Consider the following 26,993-nt stretch of genomic DNA (forward strand, 5'->3'; position numbering starts at 1 on the left):
ATCCTAGCGACGAGTAACAAGAGAGCCGGTTTTTGGCTCTCTTGTGCGTTAAACAAAAATCAACCTTTACCGCGAGTACGGTTTGAATTTGGCTTAGCGTTTTTCTCGATAAAATCGAAGATCATACCTGCAATGTTTTTACCCGTTGCTAGTTCGATGCCCTCTAGACCAGGGGAAGAATTCACTTCCATTACCACTGGGCCATTTTTAGATTGAAGGATATCCACACCACAAAGGTTCAAGCCCATCACTTTCGCTGCATTTACAGCGGTCGCACGCTCTTCTTTGCTCAAACGCACGAGTTGTGCAGAGCCGCCACGGTGAAGGTTAGAACGGAACTCGCCTTCTTTTGCTTGGCGCTTCATTGCGGCGATTACTTTATTTCCGACAACAAAACAACGGATGTCCGCGCCTTTTGCTTCTTCGATAAATTCTTGCACCATGATGTTAGCTTTCAAACCCATGAAAGCTTCAATCACGCTTTCTGCCGCTTTATTTGTTTCAGCAAGTACAACACCAATGCCTTGAGTGCCTTCTAGCAATTTAATCACTAGAGGTGCGCCACCAACGTTTTTGATCACGTCCTGAATGTTGTCAGGATGGTGAGCAAAGCCAGTGCGTGGCAAACCGATGCCTTTACGTGATAGCAGTTGCAATGAGCGCAACTTGTCACGGGAGCGGCTGATCGCGACAGATTCGTTGACACAAAATGTACCCATCATTTCAAACTGACGTACAACAGCAGTGCCGTAAAACGTAATAGATGCCCCAATACGTGGAATAACAGCATCGTATTGCGGTAATTCTTCACCCTTGTAGCGGATCTTAGGGTTGTTGCTCGTAATGTCCATATAACAGTGAAGCGTGTCGATCACATCGATTTGATGCCCACGTTCTTCACCCGCCTGTTTTAGGCGCATGGTTGAATATAAATTCTCATTACGAGAGAGAATAGCAATACGCATGGCAATTCCTTAGTAAGTCAGTACCAAATTAAAATATAAGTATAGAGCATAGAATGCAGTAGGCAGGTGATCATGTTATGACATAACCTACTTACTTCAACGATTTAGAATTGTGGTTGAACAACCACGTCGTCAGAGGTGCGCACCTTAGGGCGTTTTTTTGTGAGATGAAAACGAAAAAGCATCGTCGACACGACAAAAATATTTTATCGAACGCTCACGCCTTGCGGTATGAGACTGTCAAGGGTGAGATAAATAAAATTGAGCAAAAATTTCATCGCTTTGTCACGAATTATCGCTTAAAAAAGCGGCCAATTTGACCGCTGTTTTTAGCTGTTTTGATAGTGACTTAAAAAAAGTTCCGCCGTTTGGGTAGCTAACAGCCTAGATTCTTCATTCGACAAAGAGGGGCGAATTCCCATTAACTGCGGCCAGAATGCACTGCCTTTAAGTAAGTTGTGCAATTGAGTGCTTGCTATATGTACATCATCAATTTGCAAAGCGCCACTGTTCGATTTCTCCGTAAGCCAGCGGTACAGGGCGGTTTCCTGTTTCGACATTTGTTCTGCTTGTTCTTTGAGATCTTCTGGCTTAAATAAGAAGTGCCCAAATGCCACTTTTGCCAGCTCAATATAGTTTGGTTCCGTCACCACAATGATCTCGCTGTAGAGTAATTCAATCAATTGATCTTTGAGTGGCAGAGTGGCCAAGCGTTTAATATCGCTTTCCATCATTGACGAACGCCAAAGCTCAGTCAGCAACTCCGTCACGATCGCTTCCTTAGAAGGGAAGTGATTATAGACCGTGCGCTTAGAGACTTGTGCGATTGCAGAGAGCTTATCCATGCTGGTGTTTTGCACCCCAAACTCTTGGAACGCTTGCCTTGCCGCGCACAAGATGGCTTCTCTTTTGGTTTCACTACGACTTTTTCTTTTTACATTCATAAGCTTGCTAAGTTAAGAAGATCGTTTCTTGATCTATTTTACACTAAGTAGTTTACTTTTAATAATTAGAATGTAAACTGCACCGTGTAGTTTACTTCTGTTCGGGTTAACTTTTTATGAAAAAAACTTTGCTAGCCACAGTAGGAGCGTTCGCGATGGGTACATCAATGATTTCTTGTTCTAATGTTGATACTGAAAAAGCGCCAACATACCCGGACAAATTTGCAAATACAGAGTTGGAATACAAAAGCGGTTTGGGCGACATGTTCGAAATCATGAAAGCGTATTTTACGACTGAGCGCCTTAACCCAACACCAACGATTGAAATTCCAGTGCATGCGATCACAGCGCAGCAGCTGTTAGAAGAGCAAGATGACGTCATCTATCGTCTGGGTCACTCAAGCGTATTAATGAAGCTCGATGGAAAATTGGTGATGACCGACCCTGTATTCAGTGATCGCGCGTCTCCTGTGAAATGGGCTGGGCCAAAACGTTTTCACAAAACTCCCATCACGATAGAAGATTTGCCAACTATCGATGTGGTGGTGATCAGTCATGACCATTACGATCACCTAGATAAAGCTTCTATTAAAGTGCTAGGCGACAAGGTGGGCACTTTCTTGGTGCCGTTAAAAGTGGGGCAATTACTGGTTAACTGGGGTGTGCCGAAGGAGAAAGTGATCGAGCTAGATTGGTGGGAGTCACATTCTGTCGACGGCATTGAATATACATTGACTCCGACTCAGCATTTCTCCGGTCGAGGTTTGACAGACCGCGATACGACGCTGTGGGGCAGTTGGGTTATCAATGCACAACAACACAAAGTGTTCTTCAGTGGTGACTCTGGTTACTTCAATGGCTTTAAAGAGATTGGCGAAAAGTACGGTCCGTTTGACTTCACCATGATTGAAACAGGTGCGTACAATGAACTCTGGTCAGACATTCACATGTTCCCAGAGCAAAGCGTTCAAGCACACATCGATGTGCAGGGCAAAGTGATGATGCCGATCCATAACAGCACGTTTGATTTATCGATGCACGATTGGAATGAACCGATGCAACGCGCGTTAGATATTAGTGAAGAGCGCGGTGTAACGTTAGTTAGCCCTGAGATTGGTCAACGCTTGGCGATTGCGGAGCCTCAGCCTGCGAAGGCATGGTGGCAATAATGGCTGAGCTAAACAGCCAAACATCAGAATAGTTAAGTCACTTATTAGTAGTTACTTGGTCAGGGATAAGGATAAAGGTGCGATGAAAGCAAAGTGGACGTTGTTACTTACATTAAGCATTCTGCCTACCTTTGCACTAGCAGGGGTAGAGCAAGATATCTCGACGTTGATAAAACGAGTTGAGCAATCCTCTTGCACCTTTATCCGCAACGGCAAGGCGTACACTAATCAAGAAGCGGCAGAACACATGCGCAATAAATGGGATTACGCCAAAGATGACGTTGATTCCGTGGATGTGTTTATAAAAGAGGTCGCGTCAAAGAGCTGGTTATCTGGCAAACCATATTGGGTGGATTGCCAAGACAAACGCATTACCAGCGAAGAGTGGCTAACATCATTGATGCGTACCACCGATCACATCCAATAACACTTCTTTGATGGTCTGATAGCGCAGAGGTAGAGCACGACTGCGCTTACGAACTAGAAATAGCTCTTCACATACAGTGTTTTTCAATTGAGCAATGTGTAACGTGTCTTTTAGCGGAAAATTGTCGACCGCACTTTGAGGCAGCACGGTGAAGCCAAGTCCTTTGCTGACAGGTAGCAAAATTTGGCTCAATTGATTTACGTAGCCGGATAATGGTAAATCGCTCATCTTAATTTCTTGGAGCTGTGGTTCTTCACACTGGTCAAAAAACAGCGTCATGTAATGCTCGGCATCAGGGTGGCTAATGACACCACAGTCATGCAAGAGTTGTGGCGTTATCTGCTTATTTTGATAATGCTTTGGCAGAACCAAGCACAACCTCTCTTTACCAATTCGCTCACTGTGAAACAGACCTTTGTTGGGAACATCAGTCACGATACCAATATCGATGTGCCCTTGCGTTATGGCGTTGAGAATAGATTGATTTGGCGCGGCTTCTAAATGTAACGATAAGCTCGGGTGCTGTTTTTGCTTCTCCAAAATGGGCCCATACAACATTAACGCCATTGCACCAGAACAAGCCAGTTTACAGTGGCCTGAAAACGCATCATCAAAACTGAGCTCTTCGAGCAGCTTCTTCTCTCTATCTTCTAACTCGAGCGCATATGCGTAGACAATCCTGCCTTGTTCGGTTAATTCGAAGCTTTTGTTTTCGCGCTTGATCAAGGCATGCTGACAACTTTGCTCTAATTTTTTGATGTGTTGGCTGACGCCAGGCTGAGTCATAAAAAGTTTTTCTGCCGTTTGCGTAAAATGACCGACTTCAATCAATGTCTTAAATGTATGTAACCAAACAGGATTAAGCATAGTGTGTGATTTTCTGAGAGCTTTGTTGGGAGACGTAAAGAAAATGATAGCACGGTGTTTTATGAAAACAGAGAAGACTTAAACGATAAAGATGAATCTTTATCAATACATTACAGACAAAATAAAACCCCGCCTGGTTTCCCAGACGGGGCTTATTCTTTTTCGCAGCAATCCAGCTACTAATAGGTGCTCCCTGCATCTATCCTTGATTGTGGCTAAGTCCTTTAACCGAGTTCCTTGTTCATCGCCTTCCTAGCGGTGTCCATTCTTGCCTATCATCCTGACGGGCGAACTCTATCCTAGAGCTTAACTACATCCTTGCTGACAACTCATCCTAAGCTATCAAATCTTCATCCTGAAGATACCCAATCCTTTAGGCTTTTTTCCTGTTCCCGCCAACATCCTGTCGACAAATTGAGTATTGATGTTTTGCTGATTTGACTCAATTAACTTTTCTAAATTATTTTTACTTATTATTTTAAGTGAATTTAAATATTACTGTTAAATCATATGTTTAATGTTTTTTCTGGCATTGCTCTTAGACGTGGTTAATCTATTTGCTTACAACTCTTGTAAGAGATATCGCACAAGTTTGGTGGTGAATGTATTAATGAGCGCTTTTTGTTCCGAGTTCTGTGGATTGAACTGGATCACAATGCGTTAAAAGGGAGACGATAAAGATGAAAGTGAATTGATCTTGAGTAGAGATTTGTTTGAAAAGAAATAAAAAATCTTGCGGTTTTTATAAACAGTATGGTAAATCTGAAATGCCCACCTTGTTAATCCTTATTAAGATTCAATGACAGTATAAGTAGGGAACTTGGTTGCCATTTTTCTGTCATATCTGGTGAGTAAGTTAACTGTGTCAGATAGATAATATGCCGTTTGCCAGTAAAAACAGGCTGCAAGAAATCGGTAATTATCATTATGTTGTGAAATTGGTCACGGTTAAATGATTGATTCCCTTATAGATTGAAGGGGATACGACCTTAGACAATAAGCTCCATGAGGAGCGTTACTTATATAAGATGAGGGACTTTACTATGAAAAAGACTAGAAGAGCTCAGCTACATCGTGTGCGTATTCAATACTGGAAAGACACGAAAGACGCACCAGCTAAAAAATCATAGTTAATTATACCTAAAGGCACGAGCTGGCTGTGGAACGCAGTTTCCCGTTGATTGCCAGCTCAAAAACGCCACAATCACTCCGCGCAACTTCCCAAGCACCCTAATTTACTATCACATTCTTCAAAAAATAAAAAAGCCAGTCTTAAGACCAGCTTTCTCTACCATTTATTGAGCTCTGCGTATTACAGGTTGCCCTTTAGTTACAGGTAGTTGGCGTCAACTAGTTCGCCCGCTTGCGCGCTTTTCACTTCTGGGCGTGCTTCTAACCATTTGATAACTTGCGCTTTCTGTTCTTCAGTCGCACTGCCGTAACGGTCAGTAGAACATAGGAAGCCTTCAAACAGTTCTAGACCACCGCCACCGAAGCAAAGACCAAGCTCGTCAATGTAGTCGATAAAGTCATCAACGAATGCATCGTAACGGTCGAAGTCGTTAATGTCTGTTTCACAGCTGATCTCGAAACCTAGGATTGCGAACTCACCTAAGAACAGCTTTTTACGGATACGACGGCTCTTGTTATCGATCTTGTCTAATTTCATGATTATCTCTCGTAGATGATTTGATTTCGTACACCTTATACCTTCTATCACACTTTAGCCCAAGTAAAATCAGAATGAAGCGATACAGTTGGTGATTATGTGACCAGAATTTAATTGCTTCGTTAGCTGTGTTGGTTGGTTTGCAGTATTGTTGAAACACAAGTTTCATATGTTTTAAGCACTTTTGTCATTTTTCTTATCCAAACTTCTTGCCGTTCAACTAATCACTTATTTATTAATTAAACTATAAGATCGGGAAAGTAAAAATGAGCAAGGAAACCTTTGACGCGACGCGTTATAACCAAAGTGAAAACAAACCATTTGAAGAAGTATTAGAAGCGAGCCTATCTCGACGCAGCATTCTGAAAGGTGGTTTAGGTATCAGTGCGATGACAGCGTTTGGTGCTTTCGGATTGGCTGGTTGTAACTCGTCTGACTCAGGGAGTACAGTAAGCAGTGGTTCGGGCGCATCTAAAGCCGTTCTTAACTTTGAATCTATCCCTGGCTCACTCACTGACGCAGTTTCAATTCCACAAGGCTACACCGCACAAGTACTAGTACCTTGGGGAACACCACTTAATGCACAAGGCAGCGCATGGCAAAATGATGGTACCAACACCAGTACCGATCAGTTAAATGCGCTAGGCATGCACCATGACGGCATGCATTTTTTCCCATTGAACGATAGCACTACAGATGGCTTGCTATGTATTAACCACGAGTACATCGACACATCAGCACTGCATCCAAACGGTCCTACAGTTGAAAATGGCGTACGTACCATTGTAGATGAAGTGCGTAAAGAGATTAACGCGCACGGTGTGTCAGTGGTTCGCATTCAACTGGAAGACAACATGTGGAAGTTGGTTGATACCGATCCACTAAACCGTCGTTATACTGGTGCGACAGTCATGGATTTGTCTGGCCCGGTGGCCCACACATCTTTAACTGTCACTCGTTTCTCGCCAGATGGCAGCCAAGCGCGTGGTACGTTAAACAACTGTGGCAATGGCTACACGCCGTGGGGCACGTACTTAACGTGTGAAGAGAACTGGCCAGGTTACTTTGTTAATGCCGGGACTCGTACAGAAGAGCAAGATCGCATTGGTGTCGATGATCAAAGTACACGCTACTTGTGGGAGACATTAGCAGGAAATGCAGAAGAGCGTCTTGATGAGTTCTCTCGCTTTAATGTGGCTCCAACAGGAGCAAGTGCGATGGATGATTACCGCAATGAAGCCAATGGTCACGGTTACATTGTCGAGATTGACCCTTACACGCAAAACTCACGTGCGAAGAAACGTACTGCGCTAGGTCGTTTCCGTCACGAGGGCTGTACTTTCGGTAAGCTTGAAGAAGGCAAACCAGTGGTATTTTATTCTGGTCACGATTCTCGCTTTGAATACCTATACAAATTTGAATCTGCGGCAGCGTGGGATCCAGCAGATGCTAACCCTGATAACCGCTTGGCGATGGGTGACAAGTACATGGACGAAGGCACACTGTATGTGGCGCGCTTCAATGAAGACAGCACAGGTACTTGGTTACCATTAACGCTTGATAGCGTAACAACCGCTGGTGGTACGTTAGCGGATCACTTTAACTCACTGGCTGAAATTATCATCAATACTGCTGGCGCGGCGGATTTAGTTGGGGCAACACCAATGGATCGACCTGAGTGGTGTACGGTTGATCCATTCACGGGTTCAGTATATTTAACATTGACGAACAATACGCGCCGTACAGATGAAACCAACCCTGCGAATCCACGTTTGAATAACAAGTTTGGTCATGTTATTCGTTGGGATGAAGGTGCTTCAGCAACTGACTTTACTTGGGATATCTTTGTCTTCGGTTCGCCAGCAAATGGTGATGCAGATACCAGCCGTTCTGGCTTGAATGAGCTAAACCAGTTTGCGAGCCCAGACGGATTAGCGTTTGATGGCCGTGGTATTTTGTGGATTCAGACTGATAACGGCGCAGATGAAGTCACGTCTTACACCAATGATCAAATGTTGGCTGTTGTTCCATCTAAGCTAACAGATGAGAATGGTGATCAAGCTGTGATTGGTGCGGATAATCAAGCTGAATTGAAACGCTTCTTTGTCGGACCAAATGGTTGTGAAGTAACAGGCTTTACCATCAGCCCTGATTACAAATCATTGTTTGTGAATATTCAGCACCCAGGCAACTGGCCATACAGTGAAGATGCAGCCGAAGAAACGCCTGCTGGTGTTTCTGTGCGCCCACGAGCGGCGACAGTGGTTATTCGCCGTGAAGACGGTGGAGAGATTGCAGTTTAAACACCTTAAAATTCAAGCCCTGCAATTGCAGGGCTTGATGGTTTGGGCGAATGCCTAGTTGCACTTTATACCTAGACAACAGGCTTAGCTTTTCAATGAACCGCCTGAAGTACGAATCACGTCTTGATACCAGAAAAAGCTTTTCTTGCGTTTACGTTCTAGCGTTCCTTGCCCATCATCATGACGATCGACATAGATAAAGCCGTAACGTTTGCTCATCTCAGCGGTTGAGTTTGCGACCAAATCGATTGGCCCCCAGCTGGTAAAGCCCATCAGCTCAACGCCATCCAGAATCGCTTCGTGTGCTTGAACAAGATGGTCGTTCAAGTAAGCGATGCGGTAATCATCTTGAATCTCACCGTTTTCATCGATTTCATCACGTGCACCTAAGCCGTTTTCTACGACAAACAGTGGTTTTTGGTAGCGATCGTGAAGGAAGTTCAGCAGAATGCGCAGGCCTTTTGGATCGATCAACCAACCCCACTGGCTCTTTTCAAGGTATGGGTTTGGTACGCTATCGACAATGTTACCCACTTCCTTCTGTTTCGGATCCGCACTTGCACAGCCACTTGCGTAGTAGCTGAATGAGATGAAATCGACACTTGCCGATGCAATTTCTTCTAAGTCGCCTGCTTCCATCTGAATTTCGATGCCGTTTTCACGGAAGTAACGCTTCATGTAGCCAGGGTACTGACCACGTGTTTGTACATCACCGAAGAACAACCACTTGTTGTTTTCATGCATTGCTGCCAGCACGTCATCAGGGTTACAGGTGTATGGGTAGTTGATTGCGCCAAGCAGCATGTTACCAACTTTGCCGTTAGGTACGATTTGCTGACACAGTTTTACCGCTTTTGCGTTTGCGACTAGCTGGTGGTGAATCGCTTGGTAAATCTCTTGTTCATTGGCGTCTTCTTGCAAACCAACACCAGTAAATGGTGCGTGTAGAGACATGTTGATTTCGTTGAACGTTAACCACAGCTTCACTTTGTCTTTGTAGCGTTCCAGCACTGTGCGAGCATAACGTTCGAAGAATTCGATGACGCGACGATCGCCCCAACCGCCATAGTTTTCAACCAGTGCGTAAGGCATTTCGTAGTGAGATAAGGTCACGAAAGGTTGGATGTTGTGCTCGGCAAGTTCGTCAAAAATTTTATCGTAGAACGCCAAACCTTCTTCGTTAGGTTCTAGTTCGTCCCCGTTCGGGAAGATGCGGCTCCATGCCAAAGAGAGACGCAGACAGTTAAAGCCCATCTCTTTAAATAGCGCAATGTCTTCTGGGTAGCGATTGTAGAAGTCGATCGCCACGTCTTTGATACCCGGTGTACGTTCTTCACGGGTTTGATGCGGACTCAAAATACCGTTTGGCAGCATGTCTGATGTCGATAACCCTTTACCCCCAAGGTTGTACGCCCCTTCTACTTGGTTTGCAGCAATGGCACCACCCCAAAGAAAATGTTCAGGAAACTTAATCATGTTTCTCACTCTTTATATTTAGGAAATGTTTGTGGATTTATTGCTTGAGAATAGTGTAGGAGACACCTCGATACTTGTATCGAGATCGTATTTTTCTCAAACAGCGGGGATGCTTAGTTCTAATGATGATTTTGTAATCAATATCAACCTAGGCTGATTTGAACAATAGAGTGAAAGTCAGCCCATTTTGTTCATTCTTATGCACGGTAATTTGTCCGTTCATATCACGCATATTGTTGGCCGTAATCGCTAAACCCAGCCCCAATCCTTCACCAATTTTCTTTGAGGTTTGGAAGGGTTCGAACATGGATTCAAGCATCTCATTCGACACGCCACAGCCATTGTCACTGACGATCAGTTCGACCTGATTAACAGTTGGATTGACGATCAAGTTGAGCTGCGGGTTGGTGGTGTTGTTCATTGCGTCTAGCGCATTCGAGACAAGATTACCGAGTACCTGAAGCAGTCGTTGTTCTTCACCCATGACGTTAGGTAAGTCATGAGGAACTCGAACACGTACATCCACTTTGTCTAATTGGGTTTGATAAACGCGTAAGGTCTCTTCGAGTGCAGAGGTGAGAGAAATTGCCTGTAAGCTTTCTGGTTTGTTGTAGGCGAACGTCTTTAACTGACTGGTCATGCTTGCCATACGATCAATCAGCTTCTGTACCAAAACATTGTTGGCTTTCATCATCTCGGTTTCGCCACGTTCCGCTAGCAGCTCGTTTGTAGTGAGCAGGGTTCGCAAACCTGTTAGTGGCTGATTGAGCTCATGAGTGATCGCGCTCGACATGCGACCCAAAGCGGCCATTTTGCTCGATTCAATCAACTGGCTTTGTGCTTCTTTTAGCGCTTGAGTTCGCTCTTCTACTCGCTGTGCCAGTTCTTGGTTGACCTGTTGCAGTGACTGTTCGGCTTTTTTCCGCTTGCTGATGTCGATGATCGTTGCAAGGAAATACTGCTCGCCATGCCAAGGGAAACTGGTTAGCGAGAACAGGACAGGGAAGACGCTTCCGTCACTGCGTCTGGCAATGGTTTCGACCGTGCTGATCTCTGCGAGCTCTTTATGTTTAGGTAAGTCTTTCAGTAGCTTAAGTGTGGTGGAATTGGGATTGCCTGCATCGAATAACTCCCAAGCAAAAGCGTGTCGATTGACGCTTTCTGGTAAACAGAACAAACGCTTCGCCATTGGGTTGAGATCGAACAGTTGACCTTGTTCATCAATCAATAGCAAACCAACGTGGGTCTTATTGATCATCTGTTTCAAGCGGCGTTGGGACTCTTCCAACAGGGCTTGAATTCGTTGTTGGTTGATGTGCTTTTGGCGACGTTGTAGACCAATGATGACGAGTAATACAACCAATAAGAGCAACACAGCGACGCTCCAACCAATCACGTTGATGGTTTGTTGAATCGGCTTAGAAGGGGTGAGGTAGCTTACGTACCAATTCAAATCATCCAATTTAACGGTGTGCGCAAAATAGCGTTGCTGGTTGAGCGTCCACACACTGATATTGGTGTTGTCGTATAAGCGTTGCGTTTCTAACTGAACGGTGTTGCTCGGTTCGTTAAACCAGTCAGCGTTATAAAGCGCGCTACTCGATAGGAAAAAGCGTTGTTGACGATTCTGCAACGTGATGATGTCTTGGCTAGTAATGGTCTGTTCGGTCAACAAGCTAAGGTTGATTTGCACCACCACAATGCCAGCGATATCCAGACCATCGTAGATAGGGGCTGCAAGATAATACAATGGGCTCGAACCTTTGGTTTTGTTCACCAAGGAAACACCGCCGCCTTGGTTGTGAATTTGTTCCACAATGGCTTTTCGGTCAGACAGGCTAAAGCGCTCTTCGATTAAACTCGAGACCAATACTTCGCCAGAGTTAGACAGGATTAGCCAACCTTCCGTATTGGCGGCTTTATCTAGCTGAGTCAGTTGGGTTTGCAATGGCTCGTAATAAGTCAGATTCCCTTTCACAAACGCGATGGTTTCTGGGTTATTGGTTACGAGGTAAGGTAAGTGGTAGAAGCGTTTGAGTGCACGGCGAACTTCACCAATATAGTCGAGTAGTTTTTGTTGAGCTTCGGTTTGAGTTTGTACACTCAACCACTGACGGGCAACCTCTCTGCTGGCGCTATAGCAAGACAACATCAGCACTGCCGCAATTGCGACCACAAGCCATGTTTTGCCATTCCTTTTGCGCTGCATACCGACTCCATTCAGCTAGTGCGTTCTCACCAACAGTCATTAAAGAGTGCGCCTAACTGGTTGGATGTTAAAGACTTGTAAGCAAGAAGTGAGATCTAGCTCCTTTTCTCCTCAGTGGTTTTTGCTACCGTTAATAAAGATCGATTTCTTTCCCACCCCACAAAGCAGGCAGTAACTCATGGCTTTTGACGACATCCCTAAAATTGCACTTATCGAAGACGATGACATTGTTCGTCAGGCTACCAGCCAATGGCTGCAACTGGCGGGGTTCGATGTGACCTCATTCAGTTTAGGCGAAGAGGGCAAAGCGGCCATTCTGAGCCAAGAATTTGATGCGATTGTCAGTGACGTTCGCCTGCCAGACACCGATGGTTTGTCGATACTAGAAAGCCTGATTGCCAATCACGTCCCAACGCCAGTTATCTTGATCACCGGACATGGTGACGTCGATATGGCAGTAGGGGCGTTACAAAACGGTGCGTTCGATTTTATTGAGAAACCTTTCCAACCTGAGCGTTTATCCCAACGAGTAACCGAAGCGGTCGAGAGCTATCGCGCACAAACGTCTACTCAAGATCGCCAAGAGTACCTATCTAGCGTTAGCGGCTTAGAAGAGGTGTTGATTGGGCGAAGCCGAGTGATGCAACAGCTTAGAGAACAAGTAGCCAAGTTAGCACGCATTGATACTAACGTGATCATTTACGGCGAAACAGGTTGTGGTAAAGAGCTGGTGGCGACCAGTTTGCATAATGAAAGCCAACGCAGATCCTATCATTTTGTGCCAATCAACTGTGGCGCTATTCCTGAGAACCTGTTTGAAAGTGAGCTGTTTGGGCATGAAGCAGGGGCATTTACCGGAGCGGGTAAAAAGCGCATTGGTAAGTTGGAATACGCGGATAAAGGCACTTTATTCTTTGATGAAATCGAGAGTATGCCGCTGTCCATGCAGGTGAAAGTGTTGCGTTCATTACAGGAACATACGGTAGAGCGCGTTGGGGGCAACCAACAGATCTCAGTTGATTTGAGAGTGATCGCCGCCGCGAAAGAAGATCTCAATGATCATGACGAGTTTCGTCAGGATTTGTACTATCGTCTTAATGTGGCGCAGATCTATTTGCCACCGCTACGTGAGCGAGAAGAAGATGCGTTGATCTTGTTCGAACACTTTGCTCTGAAAAGTAATCCTGAGAGTCGTCTGCTGAGTGAAGCCGATAGAAAGGCCATTCTTGCTTACTCTTGGCCCGGTAACGTACGTGAGCTTAGGAATGTAGCGATGCGTTTTGCATTGGATGAAACCGTCTCCGTGATGGAAATTCTCTCCAGTCGACCATCCTCAACAACCGAAGAGACGCATGCGGGCGTGCCGTTGGCGATTCAGCTACATAACTTTGAACGTAAGGTGCTACATGATTCTTTAGTCAGGCATCATGGACGCATCAATGAGGTGATGCAGGAGTTGGATTTACCACGTCGAACCCTTAACCAAAAGATGCAGAAGTTTGGTTTGAATCGCTCCGACTATACTTAGTGCGATTTCTAGCTAATTCGAAATTACTGGCATAACAAACACGTTATGCGCTTTTGGCTGGAGCTGGGACAAACTTATAATTTAGGTCTTTACCTTCTCCAAACAAGGTAACGAGGTTCCTTCCAGTATGTTTAGAGCTATATAGCGCTTCGTCTGCTTCAGCAAGCGCCTCTTGAAGTGATTGCCCCTCAGATAACTGACTGATACCAAAGCTCATGGTCACTTCAGTTTTAAATGATTGCAAAGCGGTTTCAGTTTCGACCGCAAGGCGAATTTGCTCTGCGACAATTTTGGCTTGCTGTGCTTTTTCGAGCAAAACAATCATGAACTCGTCACCACCAAATCGCACAATGCAGGCGGACTCAGGAAGATGCTTTTTAAAAATAGTGGAGATCGTTGCCATGACGGAGTCGCCAACCGTGTGACCATAGTGATCATTAATCGCTTTGAACTTGTCGACATCAGTCATAATAATGCTGATTGCTTGGCTTTTTTTATGTGCTTTACTAACCAAGTTTGGAACGATTTCTTCCATGGCTCGACGATTATATAGCCCTGTGAGTGCATCTAAATGAGAGAGATCATTAATGGATTGCACCAAGCGTCCGTTAATTAACCACAGCATACTAAAGCTCAAAGCAGCGATCAGGCAGATGCTAAATAAGAACGTCAGCTGATGGATAAGGCCTGCGACCATAAAGCTTGGTAACTCACCTGAAAAAGTACTCCAAAGCGCCCTAAATCCCATAAAAAAACTAAATCCAAAGAAAGAGTAAGCCATTGCTTTAACAGGGAGCTTTAAGTCCTTTTGGGTACCTTTAAGCATGGCGACACCACTAAAGAAGGTGACGATACAAATATACATGCTCAGATAAATAATGCGGCTTTTGATAGAAGGGTCATGGAAGGTGAAATAGTAAAATGAACCACTGAAAACAGGTGTTAACAAGGTAAGATAGTGAGCCAATTTTAAAGGGTATTGACGAAAAATGCTTACGCTATATAGCGTAAGCAAGAAGCCGACTAATATGAGAGTGTTGGCTATGACGATGGTCAGCCAGTCTGGCGCAGAGCCTCTAAAGCCAAGTAAAAAAGGGCCTAAACCAATAAACAGTAGTGATATCGAGAAGGTTTTTAAGCCTTTGACTCTACCCTGAGTGTATTGATAACAAAGCAGACTAATAGAGTAAATGCAAGAGAACAGAATAACGATAAAGTTCAGTGTTCTGATGTCTAGATACTGATTATCCATAGGCGACCCATATCAATCTTTCATTCAGGCAACTCCTTTGCCTGATATCAATAAGCGAGCTACATAGTAACGCACTTATTGAGCGATGTCTTATGTTAAACGGCTATTCATTCACCAGCTCGAATTGTTCGGTTTGGTTGGTTTTCGTCGTAAACAGCAGACCAACAATCATCATAAATACGCTAGGCACAATCCAGCTAGCAAAGTCATTGTACAGAGGCATGTAATTACCCATCCACTCATCAGTGGAACTTGGCATGTAACCTAGGATGTGCAGCGCATCAACACAACCAAGCGTTAGAGCAGTGAATGCGGTTGCTACCACCATGATTTGCGACATCTTGTTGCGCACTGGTGCCATGATCATCAACGCAATCGCGACTGGGTGAAGCGCCACAACCGCTGGCAATGTGATAGCCAATAGTTGCTCTAGACCTACGTTGGCGATCAAACCAGCCAATACCATGGTCGTGATAACGCAGCCTTTGTAGTTCACTTTGCTGAAAGTGTTGTCGTAGAACTCACTGCCTGCGGTGGTTACGCCGATAGCAGTAGTCAAACACGCCAATACCATCACGGCACCTAGTAGTAGTGAACCAAACGCGCCGAAGTGGCTGAAGGTGAATGCCGTTAAAATGTCGCCACCATTGCTGAACTCAGAACCCAAGTATGAGCTTGTCGAGCCAATGTAAGCCAATGAGATGTAAACAAACGCCATGGCAACCGCGTACATCAAAGCTGCGATTAGCGTGTATTTTGCGGTGGCTTTCGGGCAATCCACACCCATGCTGCGAATCGCGCGGAAGATAATCCAACCAAAACCGATAGAACCTAATGCATCCATGGTCATGTAACCTTGGGTTAAGCCTTCAGCAAATGCACCAGATAGGTATGGTCCCGTTGCGGCAGTTAGCTCACCTGCAGGAGAAACCAAAGCCGTCACAGACATGATGATCAAGATTGCCATCAAGGCAGGCGTTAAGATCTTGCCTAGGTTGTCGACCAATTTACCCGGATATAGGGCAAATAGAATGGTGATAGCACAGAAGGCAATAGTGAAAGGCACCAAAGCTGCATCACCAAACATTGGCGCAAAGCTAAATTGGTAAGCCACGGTAATTGCACGTGGGATCACGAACGCAGGGCCAATCACGGTAAACACCATCACCCAAAAACTGGTCGCCAAAGGTTTAGGTAGGGCAGCGGTTAATTTGTCTGAACCGTTTACGATAGCCACCATCACCAGTGCCATCGCAGGCAGACCTACACCCGTCAAGAGGAAGCCAGACATCCCGCTCAGAAAGTTTTCACCTGCTTGGTAACCCAAAAATGGAGGGAAGATCAGGTTACCCGCGCCTAAGTACATGGCGAAAGTCATGAAGCCCAAAGCGGCGATATTGCGTGCGCTTAACATTGTTATTCCTCTTATGTTTCGCTTGGAAGAAACTGAAAGGAATGGGAGGAGTATGTGGTGTTCCCGTCAGCTTCTTCTCAAGCTGACAGAAAGTTTAGATATAGCCTGTCAGCTCTGAATCAGTTTCAGAGAGAGCAGGAGGATCGCAGCAGCAACGCCAGATGGGCGTTTTAAAGCGAATTGTAATTGCGCAGTTGCTGACATGGGTGATCCTTAAAGACGAAAAAATACCAAGGAATACGTTTGCCTTGGCGTGTTGTTACACTAACGAACATAGGGCCATTGGCACAACCCCGAAGTAGAAAATAAGTTGATACGGTCAATGTTTATTTCTGAACTGGTGGATCGAGCTGCTTTTTAAATTAAAAATTAGAATAAATGACTTTTCATTTTTGTAACATGGCTTTCTTTGCTGTATTTTTGTGCTATTTGTAGTCGTTTAGGCTATAAACCTCAGCTGATAAATTGAGCAGTTTAGAATGATGCGCTTTTTCTTCTTATTGTTAAGACGCTCATTAGTTGCAATTCAATCCAAAATTGCATCGGCAAAATATTGCTTATTAGTGAATCGTGCATTTATTTTGTCTTGATCACATTTTATTAACCTTTTGCGATCTAGGCGTGCAACCTTCTCCTCTTCAATGAGCAAGATCTTGCTCATTACTTTGCTATCAAATCAGCATGATTTTGCTCATTTTTGATGTCTTTCAGCTCTTAGTTCAATAAATACAAAGGGTTAAAAGTTGGCATTTCAATTGCTCTAGGGAATGTGTTGTTAATAAAGGTTTAACATGATGTAAATCCCCAATCGTGAAACGACTACACGGAGAGTAATAATGAAAATGAATAAGCTGGTAAAAGCTTTGGCTGTCGCTGTGACTTCTTTTGGTATTGCTGCTAACGCTGCGGCAGAAGATCGTAGCTATATTCTTGCAACGGCATCGACAGGTGGTACTTACTACCCTGTGGGCGTAGCGTTGGCGACGTTAAGCAAAGTGAAGTTGGCACCAAAGCACCACTTCTCCCTTTCTGCAATCAGCTCTGCGGGCTCTGGTGAAAACGTTAAACTGCTGAATGAAAACGAAGCACAGTTCGCGATTCTACAAGGTCTTTACGGTGCGTGGGCTTGGTCTGGTGAAGGTCCTTATGAGAAGAGCGGTCGCCAAGAACAACTGCGCTCAGTCTCTATGCTTTGGCAAAACGTTGAGCACTTTATTGTTCGCTCTGACCTAGCAAAAACGGGCACAGTGACTGATCTGAACAACCTAGATGGCAAGAAGTTCTCTATCGGTAAGAAGAACTCAGGTACTGAGAACTCTGGTCGCCAAATCATGAAAGGTCTGAAGGTCGACCCTGATAAATTCAATCTTGCTTACATGGGTTACGGCGGCAGTGCGAGCGCACTTCAAAACGGCACCATTGACGGCATGAACACGCCTGCGGGTGTACCTGTTGGTGCGGTCACTCAAGCTTTTGCTGCGTTGGGTAAAGACATTTCGATTCTTTCGTTTACTGACGAACAAATCAAAGAGGCGAACGGCAATTACAACCTATGGACGAAGTACGAGATCCCAGCGAACACGTACCCGGGTCTAGATAAGCCGATCACCACCATTGCACAGCCTAACTTCTTGGCAGTTCGTGAAGATATCTCGGAAGAAGACGTTTACCAGCTAACCAAAGCGATCTACGAGAACCTGCCTTTCCTACAAGGCATCCACAAAGCAACAAAAGCAATGGCGATTGAGAAAGCGATCGCTGGCTTGCCAGTGCCTCTTCACCCAGGTGCGGTGCGTTACTACAAAGAAATGGGCATCGAAATCCCATCAGACCTAATGGTGAAATAACGCCAACTTCGCCCCGAGTTTCGGCTCGGGGCATTTTATCCCTACCGATTTCTAAGATGGAAAAAGCCGCCAGAGCTTGGAGTATGAGATGAGCGACTCAATAGAAAAGGAATTGCAGAAGTTTGAGCTGCCCACGCGCACTGATTTTCCGTGGGTAACCACCACAATCACAGTGTTTGGCGTGGTGTTGTCTGCTTTGCACATTTGGTTTAATACCTTATCGACGTTACCAGAGTTATGGATTTCCGCGACCCACTTTGCTGGCTTTGCGGTGATTTGTGCGCTTTGGTATCCGGCTCATATCTCTCTCAAGCAGAGTAAGATTGCACTCGGCATCGATGTGTTGATTGCCATGGGCGCGGTCGCGTGTTTGCTCTACATTCCCTATGCCGAAGATGCGCTATATGAACGCGGTGTGAAGTTCGTGACCAGCGATTGGGTCTTCGCCATCATGGCAATTTTGATTGTTATCGAACTGATTCGACGCACCATGGGCTGGTTTATTCCAGTGTTGATTGTGGTGTGTTTAAGCTACGTTGTGCTTTGGGGTAAGTGGGCGACAGGTATTTTCCACTTCCCGGGTTTGAGCATGGAAACCTTGCTCTACCGCAGCTTCTATTCTTCTGAGGGCATGTTTGGCTCTATCTCACGCATCAGTTGGACTTTCGTATTCATGTTCATTCTGTTCGGTGCGTTTCTTGTTCGCTCTGGTGTCGGTGATTACATCATCAATGTGGCACGTGCTGCGGCTGGCAAAATCATTGGTGGTCCCGGTTTTATCGCAGTGATTGGCTCGGGATTGATGGGCTCAGTATCTGGATCTAGTGTGGCAAATACGGTTTCAACTGGTGTTATCAGTATTCCTTTAATGCAAAAAGCAGGTTTCCCTTCGCGCTTCGCGGCGGGCGTTGAAGCTGCGGCGTCGACAGGTGGTCAGCTGATGCCACCAGTGATGGGCGCGGGCGCTTTCATCATGGCGTCTTACACGCAAATTCCTTATGTCGATATCATCGCGGTTTCTTTCATTCCTGCTCTTATCTATTTCTTGTCCGTGGCGTTCTTTGTGCGTATTGAAGCCAAACGCAGCGGCGTTCAAAAAATCACGACAAGTGATGAATCTCTATTAAAAGTGCTGATCAGCGGTTGGCACAACCTTATCCCACTGGCGGTATTGGTCACTTTGTTGGTTCAAGGTTTTACACCGACTTACGCTGCAGGTTTGTCAATCATTTCTGTGGTGGTGGCTTCTTGGTTCTCGAAAGATCATAAGATGGGACCAAAAGCGATCATCGAAGCGCTATCGCAAGGTGCAAAGAACATGGCGACAACCGCCGTATTGCTGGTGGGTATCGGTTTGGTGATCAACGTGATCAGTACAACTGGCATCGGCAACACCTTCTCACTGATGATCGACGGTTGGGCGAATGGCGACTTGTTCATCATGATCGTTCTGATTGCGCTCGCTTCTCTTGTTTTAGGTATGGGTTTACCTGTGACAGCGGCGTATATTGTATTGGGTACTCTGTCTGCCCCTGCGCTTTACAAGTTAATTGCCGAAAACCAATTGCTTGAATTGATGGTGTCAGGTCAATTGCCTGAACAAGCAAAAGCCATCTTCATGTTGGCGGCGCCAGAAAAGCTGGAACTGCTTAATGCACCAATGGCGTTGGAAACTGCGAAAGAAATGGTGGCGCTAGTACCTGCGGACTTTATGGAAACCCTACTAGAGCAAAGTTTGGGTATGGAAGCGGTAGGCTTGGCGTTGCTGGCTGCTCACCTCATCATCTTCTGGTTATCGCAAGACAGCAACGTTACGCCTCCAGTGTGTTTGACCGCATTTGCAGCAGCGACCATCGCTAAAACACCGCCAATGCGCACTGGTTTGATGGCATGGAAAATTGCCAAAGGTTTGTATCTTGTACCGCTGTTGATTGCTTATACAGGCTTAGTCAGTTGGGATGTGACGTCAGTGATTACCGTGGGCTTCTTTGCCATCATCGGTACCTATGCATTGATTGGTGCGATTGAAGGCTACTTGGAAGGTCCTCTAAACATTCTGACGCGTCTCTTGTTGGTAGTGGTAGGTACATTGCTAGTTTGGCACGACATCCCAATGTTGGTTCGTGTGGCAAGCTGCGCGGTATTTGTCGCGGTGTTCATTTACAGTGGTCGCAAGTTCAAATTGCAACAATCTCAACTATCGGTTTTATAAGAGGTCGTATGAAATCAGTCTATGACTACATCATTGTTGGTGGCGGTATCGTTGGTGTGTCGACAGCATGGCAACTACAGCAACGTCATCCAGACAAATCCATTTTATTGGTTGAGAAAGAGTCCGGTTTTGCCAAGCACCAAACCGGACACAATAGCGGCGTGATTCATGCTGGGGTGTACTACGCTCCGGGCAGCTTAAAAGCGGATTTTTGTAAGCGTGGGGTAGAGCGAACCATTTCGTTCTGTGCTGAGCACGATATTCCGGTGGAGAACTGTGGCAAGTTATTGGTTGCGACCAATGAGCAAGAAGTCGAACGCATGAATGCCCTCTATGAGCGCTGCCATGTCAACGGCATCGACGTAAAGCTACTCGATGAAGTTCAACTCAAACTGGCTGAGCCAAACATCACTGGCTTGGGTGCGATTTATGTCAAAACCACTAGCATTGTTGATTATCGTTTGGTCACTGAGCAGATGGCGGAAGAGTTCAAAAAGCTCGGCGGTCAAATCAGCCTGAGAACCAAAGTGGTGGCTGCCGAAGAGAAGGATGAAGAAGTCCAACTGACCTGCATTTCAGACGGTCAAACGATGCAGCTTAATACCAAGTTCTTGGTTACTTGCAGTGGCTTGATGGCGGATCGCATGACTAAGATGATGTCTATTCCGACCGATTTCCAAATCATCCCTTATCGTGGTGAATACTACCGCTTAGATAGCAAACACGACCGAGTGGTGAATCATCTTATTTATCCAATTCCAGACCCTGATTTGCCATTCTTGGGCGTCCACCTGACTCGCATGATTGATGGCAGTGTGACTGTTGGTCCAAATGCGGTTCAAGGCTGGAAGCGGGAAGGGTACGACAAGGTTAACTTCAGCTTGCAAGATACCATGCAAATGCTCAGTTTCTCCGGTTTCTGGAAGGTGACACAAAAGCATCTAAAAACCGGACTGGATGAGTTTAAGAACTCGTGGTGGAAGCCGGGCTACCTCAAGTTGGTCAACAAATATTGCCCTAGCATCAAGGTAGAAGATCTCAAACCATATCCTGCGGGTATTCGCGCACAAGCGGTGTTATCCGACGGAACCTTGGTTCATGACTTTTTGTTTGCCGAGAGCGCCAGAAGCCTACACGTTTGCAACGCACCCTCTCCCGCAGCGACATCTGCAATGCCGATTGGAGAGTACATTTGCGATAAAGTGAATGAGAAGATAGAGGCGAAAACCGAGACGGTTTAACAGTAAAAAGCCAAACCAAAAGTACACCAGAGATGACTCTATTTGTTGAGTAATTAGTGTCGGGTGTGCCGGAAGTTTGGCTTTTACTTTGGTGATTGGATAATTTCCTTCTTATGATATTTGGATTTATTAGGAGAGGGATGGATGAAATTAGGTTTAGCCAATTACAACGTAGGTGTTGTTAAGCATGATCCTGCATGTCGACAGGATTTTGCACGCAGCCGATCTGAACTGGCGTTAGTGACGGAGATGATGTCAACTCAAATCGAGCATATTGGCAGTACTGCCATTTTGGATATGCCTGCCAAACCTATTATCGATATGGTACTAGGTATTGCGCACTTTCCTCATGTTTCTCTAAAACTTTCTTTGATGGAACAAGCTGAAATTACCATCGAAAAATATACGGATGCTAAGGCAAACTTCGTACGTAAAGTCATAGATGAGTTGAAGACAAAATGAAGAAACGGCTTGGATTCATTTTACTTTGTAGTGCATTTCATTCTTTTGCGTATCAACTGCATGAGCGCGACGAGAGCTATGTATTAATTGGTCATGAGCTCAGTGCTGGCTATATCGTTTATGTACCAGGCTCTATGGAAGCAGAAATTACCAATGTGTTTAAATTTGATTGTGAAGGCAGTCGTGTTGAAGCTGTGAAAATTGGTAGCGAGATTAATAACGCTGCGACATATGGCGAGCATCTCCAATACTATTTCTTTCTCGTGAGAGATCATCAGTTTCACGTTCCTCTAAGAATTATTGAATCTTTTAAAACGGTTGATAAAAAGTCAAAAGAGGTTCTATCAGAACATTTACCTTTCACAAAAAATGATGACCTTGGGTTAGCTTGTGATTTAGTTAGGCCTCAGGTTGAAAGCTATTACTTTTCCCAAGCTTTTGAAGCGATACCTAAACATACCAACAATAAAGGCGACTGAATCAGTCGACTTTATTGTGTCGGCTGTAGAGTCGTAGTGTCTATTGCTATTTAGGGCAGAGTTCGCCTTTCTTTGCGTGTCTTTCGATCATGTAATCGCCTCGGGCACTGTGCAATACAATTGCATTCCAGACTTGACCATCTTGCAACTCGAACTCAAACGCATAATGGGTGCCGCCGACCATTTTCGTTCTCACCTCATGAATTGCTTTCAATTTATCATCGGCATTCATTTGATAAAGCACCATGTTGAGTGAGCGTCTGGCGTCAGGAGTTGCTTCAGCAAGTTGCCAATGACCCTGCTCGTTTGTTGCGGAGCAAATAGACCGCATTTTACTTTTCATGGCGGATGACATCTGCTTGTCTACGGCCAATGCATTTGGTGAAAACAGTGGAACCGTCAAAGGAATCAAAGTTACCAGAAACCGCTTTAAGGTCATAAAAACACTCCGTTGTTTTACTCTTGCTTGAGTATAGACCTCAATGGCTTCAGATGTGGTGCAGTCGACTCTGGGCCTACAATATCGCAGTTCGTATCAACGAACTGATGATAAACAAGGCGACCACGCTTGCCAGCCAAATGCCAATGAACCACAAAATGGGCTTTAGTTTCATCAGTGATATCCTTCTCCACGTTTCATCTTGCCGCGGAACACCCAGTACGAATAAGCCGTGTAGGCTATGATCAGAGGAAGTAATACCACCGCACCGGCAAGTAAAAATGCCAAACTCTTATCTGGCGCAGCGACGTCTTGATAAGTGAGTGCGAATGGGACCAAGTAAGGGAATGTACTGACACCGAAACCCATCGCGGACACAAGAAACAGGCCGATCGCAAGAACGTAGGCTCGGACGGCTTTGTGGTCGAGTAAGGCTTTGAATAGCTGCCAAATAAGTGCCGCTGCAATAATTGGTAAAATGAAAAACAGTAGCGAGTTTGGTAATGAGAACCAACGTTCAAATACGATATTTTGGCTCAATGGCAGCCACAAACTGGCGATGAATATACAGGCTACCATCGCTAGTCCCCATCGTCGCGCGGCCACGTAATAGCGCCCCATCAGCTCTTTTGGAAGCTTGATTAATAACCAGCATGAACCGAGCAGAATATAAGCACAAACAAGCGCCAGGCCACAAAATACGCTAAATGGTGAAAGCCAATCAAACCATCCACCTGCGTATGCTCGTTCACTAACCTCTATACCTTGGAGCAGGGTTCCGAGCATAATGCCTTGCATCAATGCCGCGGTGAGTGAACCAATGAAAAAAGCGCTATCCCATAAAAACTTTCCGCGTTGTGTTCGGAAGCGATACTCAAAAGAAACCCCACGCAGAATTAACCCGAGCAGCATTAAAATCAGGGGAGCATAGAGTGCTGGCATAATGACCGCGTAGGCGAGGGGGAACACGGCAAAAAGCCCACCTCCGCCAAGAACTAGCCAAGTTTCATTCCCATCCCAAACAGGAGCGATGCTGTTCATCATCATGTCGCGCTCTTCATCGTCATTAGCGCTGAGGAATAGGATACCAATACCGAGATCAAAGCCATCTAACGCGACATAAATCAGAACGGCGAGCCCAATCAAAGCGTACCAAATTAATGCGTAATCCATGAGTAAGCTCCTAGGTTAGATGGTTAGAATGTGTGATGGCATCGGTTTTCGTGCCATCAGGAAGTCGGCTATCTAGACCTTCTTCATATCGAGTTGGAGACTTGCGCATCAAACGTAGGAGATAGAAGAAGCCAGCTCCAAAAACCACAAAGTAAACCACGATGAACGCCGTCAGGGAGACGCTCACCGCGGCGGCATCAATAGGCGATGCCGAATTGGCTGTGGTTAAAAGACCGTATACGGTGTAAGGCTGTCGACCGACTTCGGTAGTTATCCAGCCTGCTAAAACTGCAATGAACCCCGCTGGGGCAAACAGCACACAAATACGTTGAAGTGCCCTCGAATCAAAAAGTTTGCGACGTTTTCTTAGCCAAAGGCTCCACAAACCAATAACAAGCATGCCAAAACCAAGTGCGACCATGACTCGGAAAGACCAGAAAACGATAGATACAGGAGGGTGTTCCTCCTCTGGAAAAGCATCTAATCCCTTCACTTCACCGTTGAGGTCATGAGTTAAAATCAAACTACCGAGTTTGGGGATTTCCAGTGCGTATTCCATACGTTTTTCTTCATCGTTAGGGATACCGAAGAGGAGCAATGGCGCGCCTTGGTGAGACTCATAGTGCCCTTCCATCGCGGCGACTTTGGCGGGTTGATGTTCAAGGGTGTTTAATCCATGCATGTCTCCAGCAACGATTTGAATTGGTGTCACGATAGCAGCCATCCACATTGCCATCGAGAACATAATTCTGGCTAGAGGGTTATGGTTTGCTTTTAGCAAGTGATAAGCGGCAACGCCGGCTACAACAAAAGCAGTAGTAAGGTAAGCGGCGAGCAACATATGAACGAGCCGGTAAGGGAAGGAAGGGTTGAAGACAATCGCCCACCAGTCTTCTGGGATAAACTGTCCGGCTTCGTTGATACTATAGCCCGCTGGTGTTTGCATCCAACTATTAACCGAAAGTATCCAAAACGCAGACAAAAACGTCCCGAATGCAACAATACAAGTCGCGGCGAAGTGAAGCTTCTTACCCACCTTATCCATACCGAAAAGCATCACGCCTAGAAACCCCGCTTCGAGGAAAAACGCAGTAAAAACTTCATAACCCATTAGTGGGCCTAGGATTGGGCCTGTTTTGTCGGCAAACACGCTCCAGTTAGTACCGAATTGATAGCTCAACACGATGCCACTCACCACACCCATACCAAAACTGATGGCAAAGATTTTGAGCCAGTACTTATAGATTTGCATGTACTGTTTGTTGCCCGTTTTTAAGTACAAGCCCTCTAATACAGCGAGATAACTTGCCAAACCAATCGTAAAAGCTGGAAAAATAATGTGGAAAGAGACAGTAAAGGCAAATTGGAATCTAGCTAGGTCAATGGCGAGTGTGTCCATGAGCGGTCCCTTTTTCGTTGGATAAACTGTTCGCCGGATTTAAAGAGGAGACAGAAGAGTGGCGAACAAGGTGAAATACGAAGAAGGAAGACGAAGAGATTAAAAAACGATCGCTTTTTACACATGTGCGTACCATCTTTTAGATAAAGGAGGAGTGTTATGAGCCTTAAAGATTACTTTGAGAAAGCGACACCTAAGTTTGGTCCAGGTGGGAAGTATCACAAGTTCTACCCACTTTTCGAAGCTGTCGAAACCATTTTTTACACGCCTGGTAAGGTAAACCAGGGCATGACTCACGTTCGAGATAGCATCGATTTAAAACGTATTATGATCATGGTGTGGTTGGCGGTCTTCCCTGCCATGTTCTGGGGTATGTACAACATAGGCCAGCAAGCGAGTGATGCCTTGTTGTATGGAATGGATCAAGCCTCAGCTCAGCAAGCGCTTGTTTCTTCATGGCAACTGAGTTGGGTATGGGGTTCGTTAGATGCGGTTTCACAAGCGGGGTGGGAAAGTAAAATGTGGCTTGGTGCTACTTACTTTCTCCCGGTTTATGCGACGGTGTTTATCGTTGGTGGTTTCTGGGAAGTTCTGTTTGCTATTGTGCGAAAGCATGAGGTGAATGAAGGTTTTTTTGTCAGCTCTATACTCTTTGCGCTGATCCTTCCTCCGACAATTCCACTATGGCAAGCGGCTTTAGGTATCACTTTCGGTATTGTTGTGGCGAAGGAGATTTTCGGTGGTACTGGACGAAACTTCCTAAATCCAGCTTTAGCAGGGCGAGCGTTCTTATACTTTGCCTATCCTGCCAACATGTCCGGTGGTGCTGTGTGGGTCGCGGCTGATGGTTACTCTGGCGCTACTCCACTTAGTCAATGGTATGAAGGCGGGCAAAGTGCTTTGATAAATAATATGACAGGACAAACAATTTCATGGGGAGATGCTTTTGTTGGTAATTTACCAGGCTCGATGGGTGAAGTCTCCACGTTGTTGATCGCACTAACAGGCTTGGTTCTCATCTTTATGAAGATTGCATCGTGGAGAATTGTTGCGGGCGTGTTGGTCGGTTTAATCGGAGCTTCACTACTATTGAATGCGATCGGTTCAGACTCTAACCCCATGTTCTCCATGCCGTTCTACTGGCACTTCGTGATTGGTGGGGTTGCGTTTGGTACCTTCTTTATGGCGACAGACCCTGTCTCGGCAGCTTTTACCAATAACGGGAAATGGGCATACGGACTATTAATCGGTGTGATGACGATTTTTATCCGAGTGCTGAACCCGGCTTATCCAGAAGGCATCATGTTAGCGATTCTATTTGCTAACTTATTCGCGCCACTTTTCGATTACCTAGTCAAAGAAAGTAATATCAAACGCAGAATGAAAAGGGCGAGACCTTCTTAAAATGAGGGTGACCTCACTGAAAATTGATTGAAAACTGCACTATATTGAAAAGGTCAGAGACATAGGGTTTCTGACTTTTTATTTTTATCAGGAGGACGAAGACGATGAGAATAA

At 45.4% G+C, this 26,993-nt stretch carries 21 protein-coding genes; 10 read left to right on the forward strand and 11 right to left on the reverse strand.

Annotated elements, in window-relative coordinates; translation table 11 throughout:
• Nucleotides 1-59 precede the first annotated feature (59 nt).
• Complete coding sequence (gene rimK, locus R7127_RS18030; protein ID WP_005374224.1) at nucleotides 60-965, reverse strand: 30S ribosomal protein S6--L-glutamate ligase; 906 nt, start codon at nucleotides 963-965, stop codon at nucleotides 60-62.
• Between the two features lie 329 nt (nucleotides 966-1,294).
• Nucleotides 1,295-1,909 carry a TetR/AcrR family transcriptional regulator gene (locus tag R7127_RS18035; RefSeq protein WP_025768062.1) on the reverse strand — a complete coding sequence of 205 codons (615 nt, stop codon included), beginning with the start codon at nucleotides 1,907-1,909 and terminating at the stop codon, nucleotides 1,295-1,297.
• Nucleotides 1,910-2,064: 155 nt separating this feature from the next.
• Here R7127_RS18035 and R7127_RS18040 point away from each other — a divergent pair, with 155 nt between their 5' ends.
• Both R7127_RS18040 and R7127_RS18045 read left to right on the forward strand, forming a co-directional pair.
• A complete protein-coding gene (locus tag R7127_RS18040) occupies nucleotides 2,065-3,078 on the forward strand; it encodes an MBL fold metallo-hydrolase (RefSeq protein ID WP_064369504.1) in 1,014 nt (337 codons plus the stop codon).
• A gap of 82 nt (nucleotides 3,079-3,160) precedes the next feature.
• Nucleotides 3,161-3,505: a DUF5329 family protein gene (locus tag R7127_RS18045; RefSeq protein WP_025768060.1), complete on the forward strand. Its 345-nt coding sequence runs from the start codon at nucleotides 3,161-3,163 to the stop codon at nucleotides 3,503-3,505.
• Here the strand turns inward: R7127_RS18045 and R7127_RS18050 are convergent.
• The gene (locus R7127_RS18050) at nucleotides 3,473-4,372 is read right to left on the reverse strand and encodes a LysR family transcriptional regulator (RefSeq protein WP_064369503.1); all 900 of its coding nucleotides are present in this window, start codon (nucleotides 4,370-4,372) and stop codon (nucleotides 3,473-3,475) included. The genes R7127_RS18045 and R7127_RS18050 overlap by 33 nt on opposite strands.
• Nucleotides 4,373-5,702: 1,330 nt before the next feature.
• Nucleotides 5,703-6,041: a YggL family protein gene (locus tag R7127_RS18055; protein ID WP_005374208.1), complete on the reverse strand. Its 339-nt coding sequence runs from the start codon at nucleotides 6,039-6,041 to the stop codon at nucleotides 5,703-5,705.
• A gap of 266 nt (nucleotides 6,042-6,307) precedes the next feature.
• Here R7127_RS18055 and R7127_RS18060 point away from each other — a divergent pair, with 266 nt between their 5' ends.
• A complete protein-coding gene (locus tag R7127_RS18060) occupies nucleotides 6,308-8,344 on the forward strand; it encodes a PhoX family phosphatase (RefSeq protein WP_318148475.1) in 2,037 nt (678 codons plus the stop codon).
• A gap of 84 nt (nucleotides 8,345-8,428) precedes the next feature.
• Here R7127_RS18060 and R7127_RS18065 read toward each other — a convergent pair whose 3' ends face one another.
• Nucleotides 8,429-9,820, reverse strand: coding sequence for a glycoside hydrolase family 1 protein (locus R7127_RS18065; protein ID WP_064369502.1), 1,392 nt, complete (start codon nucleotides 9,818-9,820; stop codon nucleotides 8,429-8,431).
• Nucleotides 9,821-9,968: 148 nt separating this feature from the next.
• Complete coding sequence (locus R7127_RS18070; protein WP_064369501.1) at nucleotides 9,969-12,029, reverse strand: sensor histidine kinase; 2,061 nt, start codon at nucleotides 12,027-12,029, stop codon at nucleotides 9,969-9,971.
• Between the two features lie 178 nt (nucleotides 12,030-12,207).
• Here R7127_RS18070 and R7127_RS18075 point away from each other — a divergent pair, with 178 nt between their 5' ends.
• Nucleotides 12,208-13,557: a sigma-54-dependent transcriptional regulator gene (locus R7127_RS18075; protein ID WP_053349389.1), complete on the forward strand. Its 1,350-nt coding sequence runs from the start codon at nucleotides 12,208-12,210 to the stop codon at nucleotides 13,555-13,557.
• Between the two features lie 43 nt (nucleotides 13,558-13,600).
• On the opposite strand, the gene R7127_RS18080 is transcribed toward R7127_RS18075, so the two are convergent.
• Together R7127_RS18080 and brnQ are read right to left on the reverse strand one after the other, a co-directional pair.
• Nucleotides 13,601-14,809 (reverse strand): GGDEF domain-containing protein, encoded by a 1,209-nt coding sequence (locus R7127_RS18080; protein WP_318141997.1) that lies wholly within the window; start codon nucleotides 14,807-14,809, stop codon nucleotides 13,601-13,603.
• A 103-nt stretch (nucleotides 14,810-14,912) separates the two neighbouring features.
• Complete coding sequence (brnQ, locus tag R7127_RS18085; protein WP_318148476.1) at nucleotides 14,913-16,223, reverse strand: branched-chain amino acid transport system II carrier protein; 1,311 nt, start codon at nucleotides 16,221-16,223, stop codon at nucleotides 14,913-14,915.
• 836 nt (nucleotides 16,224-17,059) lie between these two features.
• On the opposite strand from brnQ, the gene R7127_RS18090 reads away from it, so the two are divergent.
• The 5 genes from R7127_RS18090 to R7127_RS18110 all read left to right on the forward strand — a co-directional run bounded on the left by R7127_RS18090 (nucleotide 17,060) and on the right by R7127_RS18110 (nucleotide 22,464).
• A complete protein-coding gene (locus tag R7127_RS18090) occupies nucleotides 17,060-18,070 on the forward strand; it encodes a TAXI family TRAP transporter solute-binding subunit (protein ID WP_053307129.1) in 1,011 nt (336 codons plus the stop codon).
• Nucleotides 18,071-18,158: 88 nt separating this feature from the next.
• On the forward strand, nucleotides 18,159-20,282 hold the full coding sequence (locus R7127_RS18095) for a TRAP transporter permease (RefSeq protein WP_009705104.1): 2,124 nt from the start codon (nucleotides 18,159-18,161) through the stop codon (nucleotides 20,280-20,282).
• Between the two features lie 8 nt (nucleotides 20,283-20,290).
• Nucleotides 20,291-21,523: an L-2-hydroxyglutarate oxidase gene (gene lhgO, locus R7127_RS18100; RefSeq protein ID WP_169628636.1), complete on the forward strand. Its 1,233-nt coding sequence runs from the start codon at nucleotides 20,291-20,293 to the stop codon at nucleotides 21,521-21,523.
• Between the two features lie 144 nt (nucleotides 21,524-21,667).
• Entirely contained in the window at nucleotides 21,668-21,985 is a 318-nt protein-coding gene (locus R7127_RS18105; RefSeq protein WP_033906247.1) for a GrpB family protein, read from the forward strand.
• A complete protein-coding gene (locus R7127_RS18110) occupies nucleotides 21,982-22,464 on the forward strand; it encodes a hypothetical protein (RefSeq protein WP_033906248.1) in 483 nt (160 codons plus the stop codon). Before R7127_RS18105 ends, R7127_RS18110 begins: the two co-directional genes overlap by 4 nt.
• A 46-nt stretch (nucleotides 22,465-22,510) precedes the next feature.
• On the opposite strand, the gene R7127_RS18115 is transcribed toward R7127_RS18110, so the two are convergent.
• The 3 genes from R7127_RS18115 to R7127_RS18125 all read right to left on the reverse strand — a co-directional run bounded on the left by R7127_RS18115 (nucleotide 22,511) and on the right by R7127_RS18125 (nucleotide 25,475).
• Nucleotides 22,511-22,903, reverse strand: a complete 393-nt coding sequence (locus R7127_RS18115; RefSeq protein ID WP_033906249.1) for a hypothetical protein — start codon at nucleotides 22,901-22,903, stop codon at nucleotides 22,511-22,513.
• 174 nt (nucleotides 22,904-23,077) lie between these two features.
• Nucleotides 23,078-24,076 carry a cytochrome d ubiquinol oxidase subunit II gene (cydB, locus tag R7127_RS18120; protein WP_033906250.1) on the reverse strand — a complete coding sequence of 333 codons (999 nt, stop codon included), beginning with the start codon at nucleotides 24,074-24,076 and terminating at the stop codon, nucleotides 23,078-23,080.
• Between the two features lie 10 nt (nucleotides 24,077-24,086).
• Nucleotides 24,087-25,475 carry a cytochrome ubiquinol oxidase subunit I gene (locus tag R7127_RS18125; protein ID WP_033906251.1) on the reverse strand — a complete coding sequence of 463 codons (1,389 nt, stop codon included), beginning with the start codon at nucleotides 25,473-25,475 and terminating at the stop codon, nucleotides 24,087-24,089.
• A 159-nt stretch (nucleotides 25,476-25,634) separates the two neighbouring features.
• Between R7127_RS18125 and R7127_RS18130 the strand changes: the two genes are divergently transcribed.
• Nucleotides 25,635-26,879 carry an NADH:ubiquinone reductase (Na(+)-transporting) subunit B gene (locus R7127_RS18130; protein WP_262584271.1) on the forward strand — a complete coding sequence of 415 codons (1,245 nt, stop codon included), beginning with the start codon at nucleotides 25,635-25,637 and terminating at the stop codon, nucleotides 26,877-26,879.
• Nucleotides 26,880-26,993: the final 114 nt, after the last annotated feature.

This window comes from Vibrio sp. 1159 (assembly GCF_033340395.1).
Lineage (GTDB): Bacteria > Pseudomonadota > Gammaproteobacteria > Enterobacterales > Vibrionaceae > Vibrio > Vibrio alginolyticus.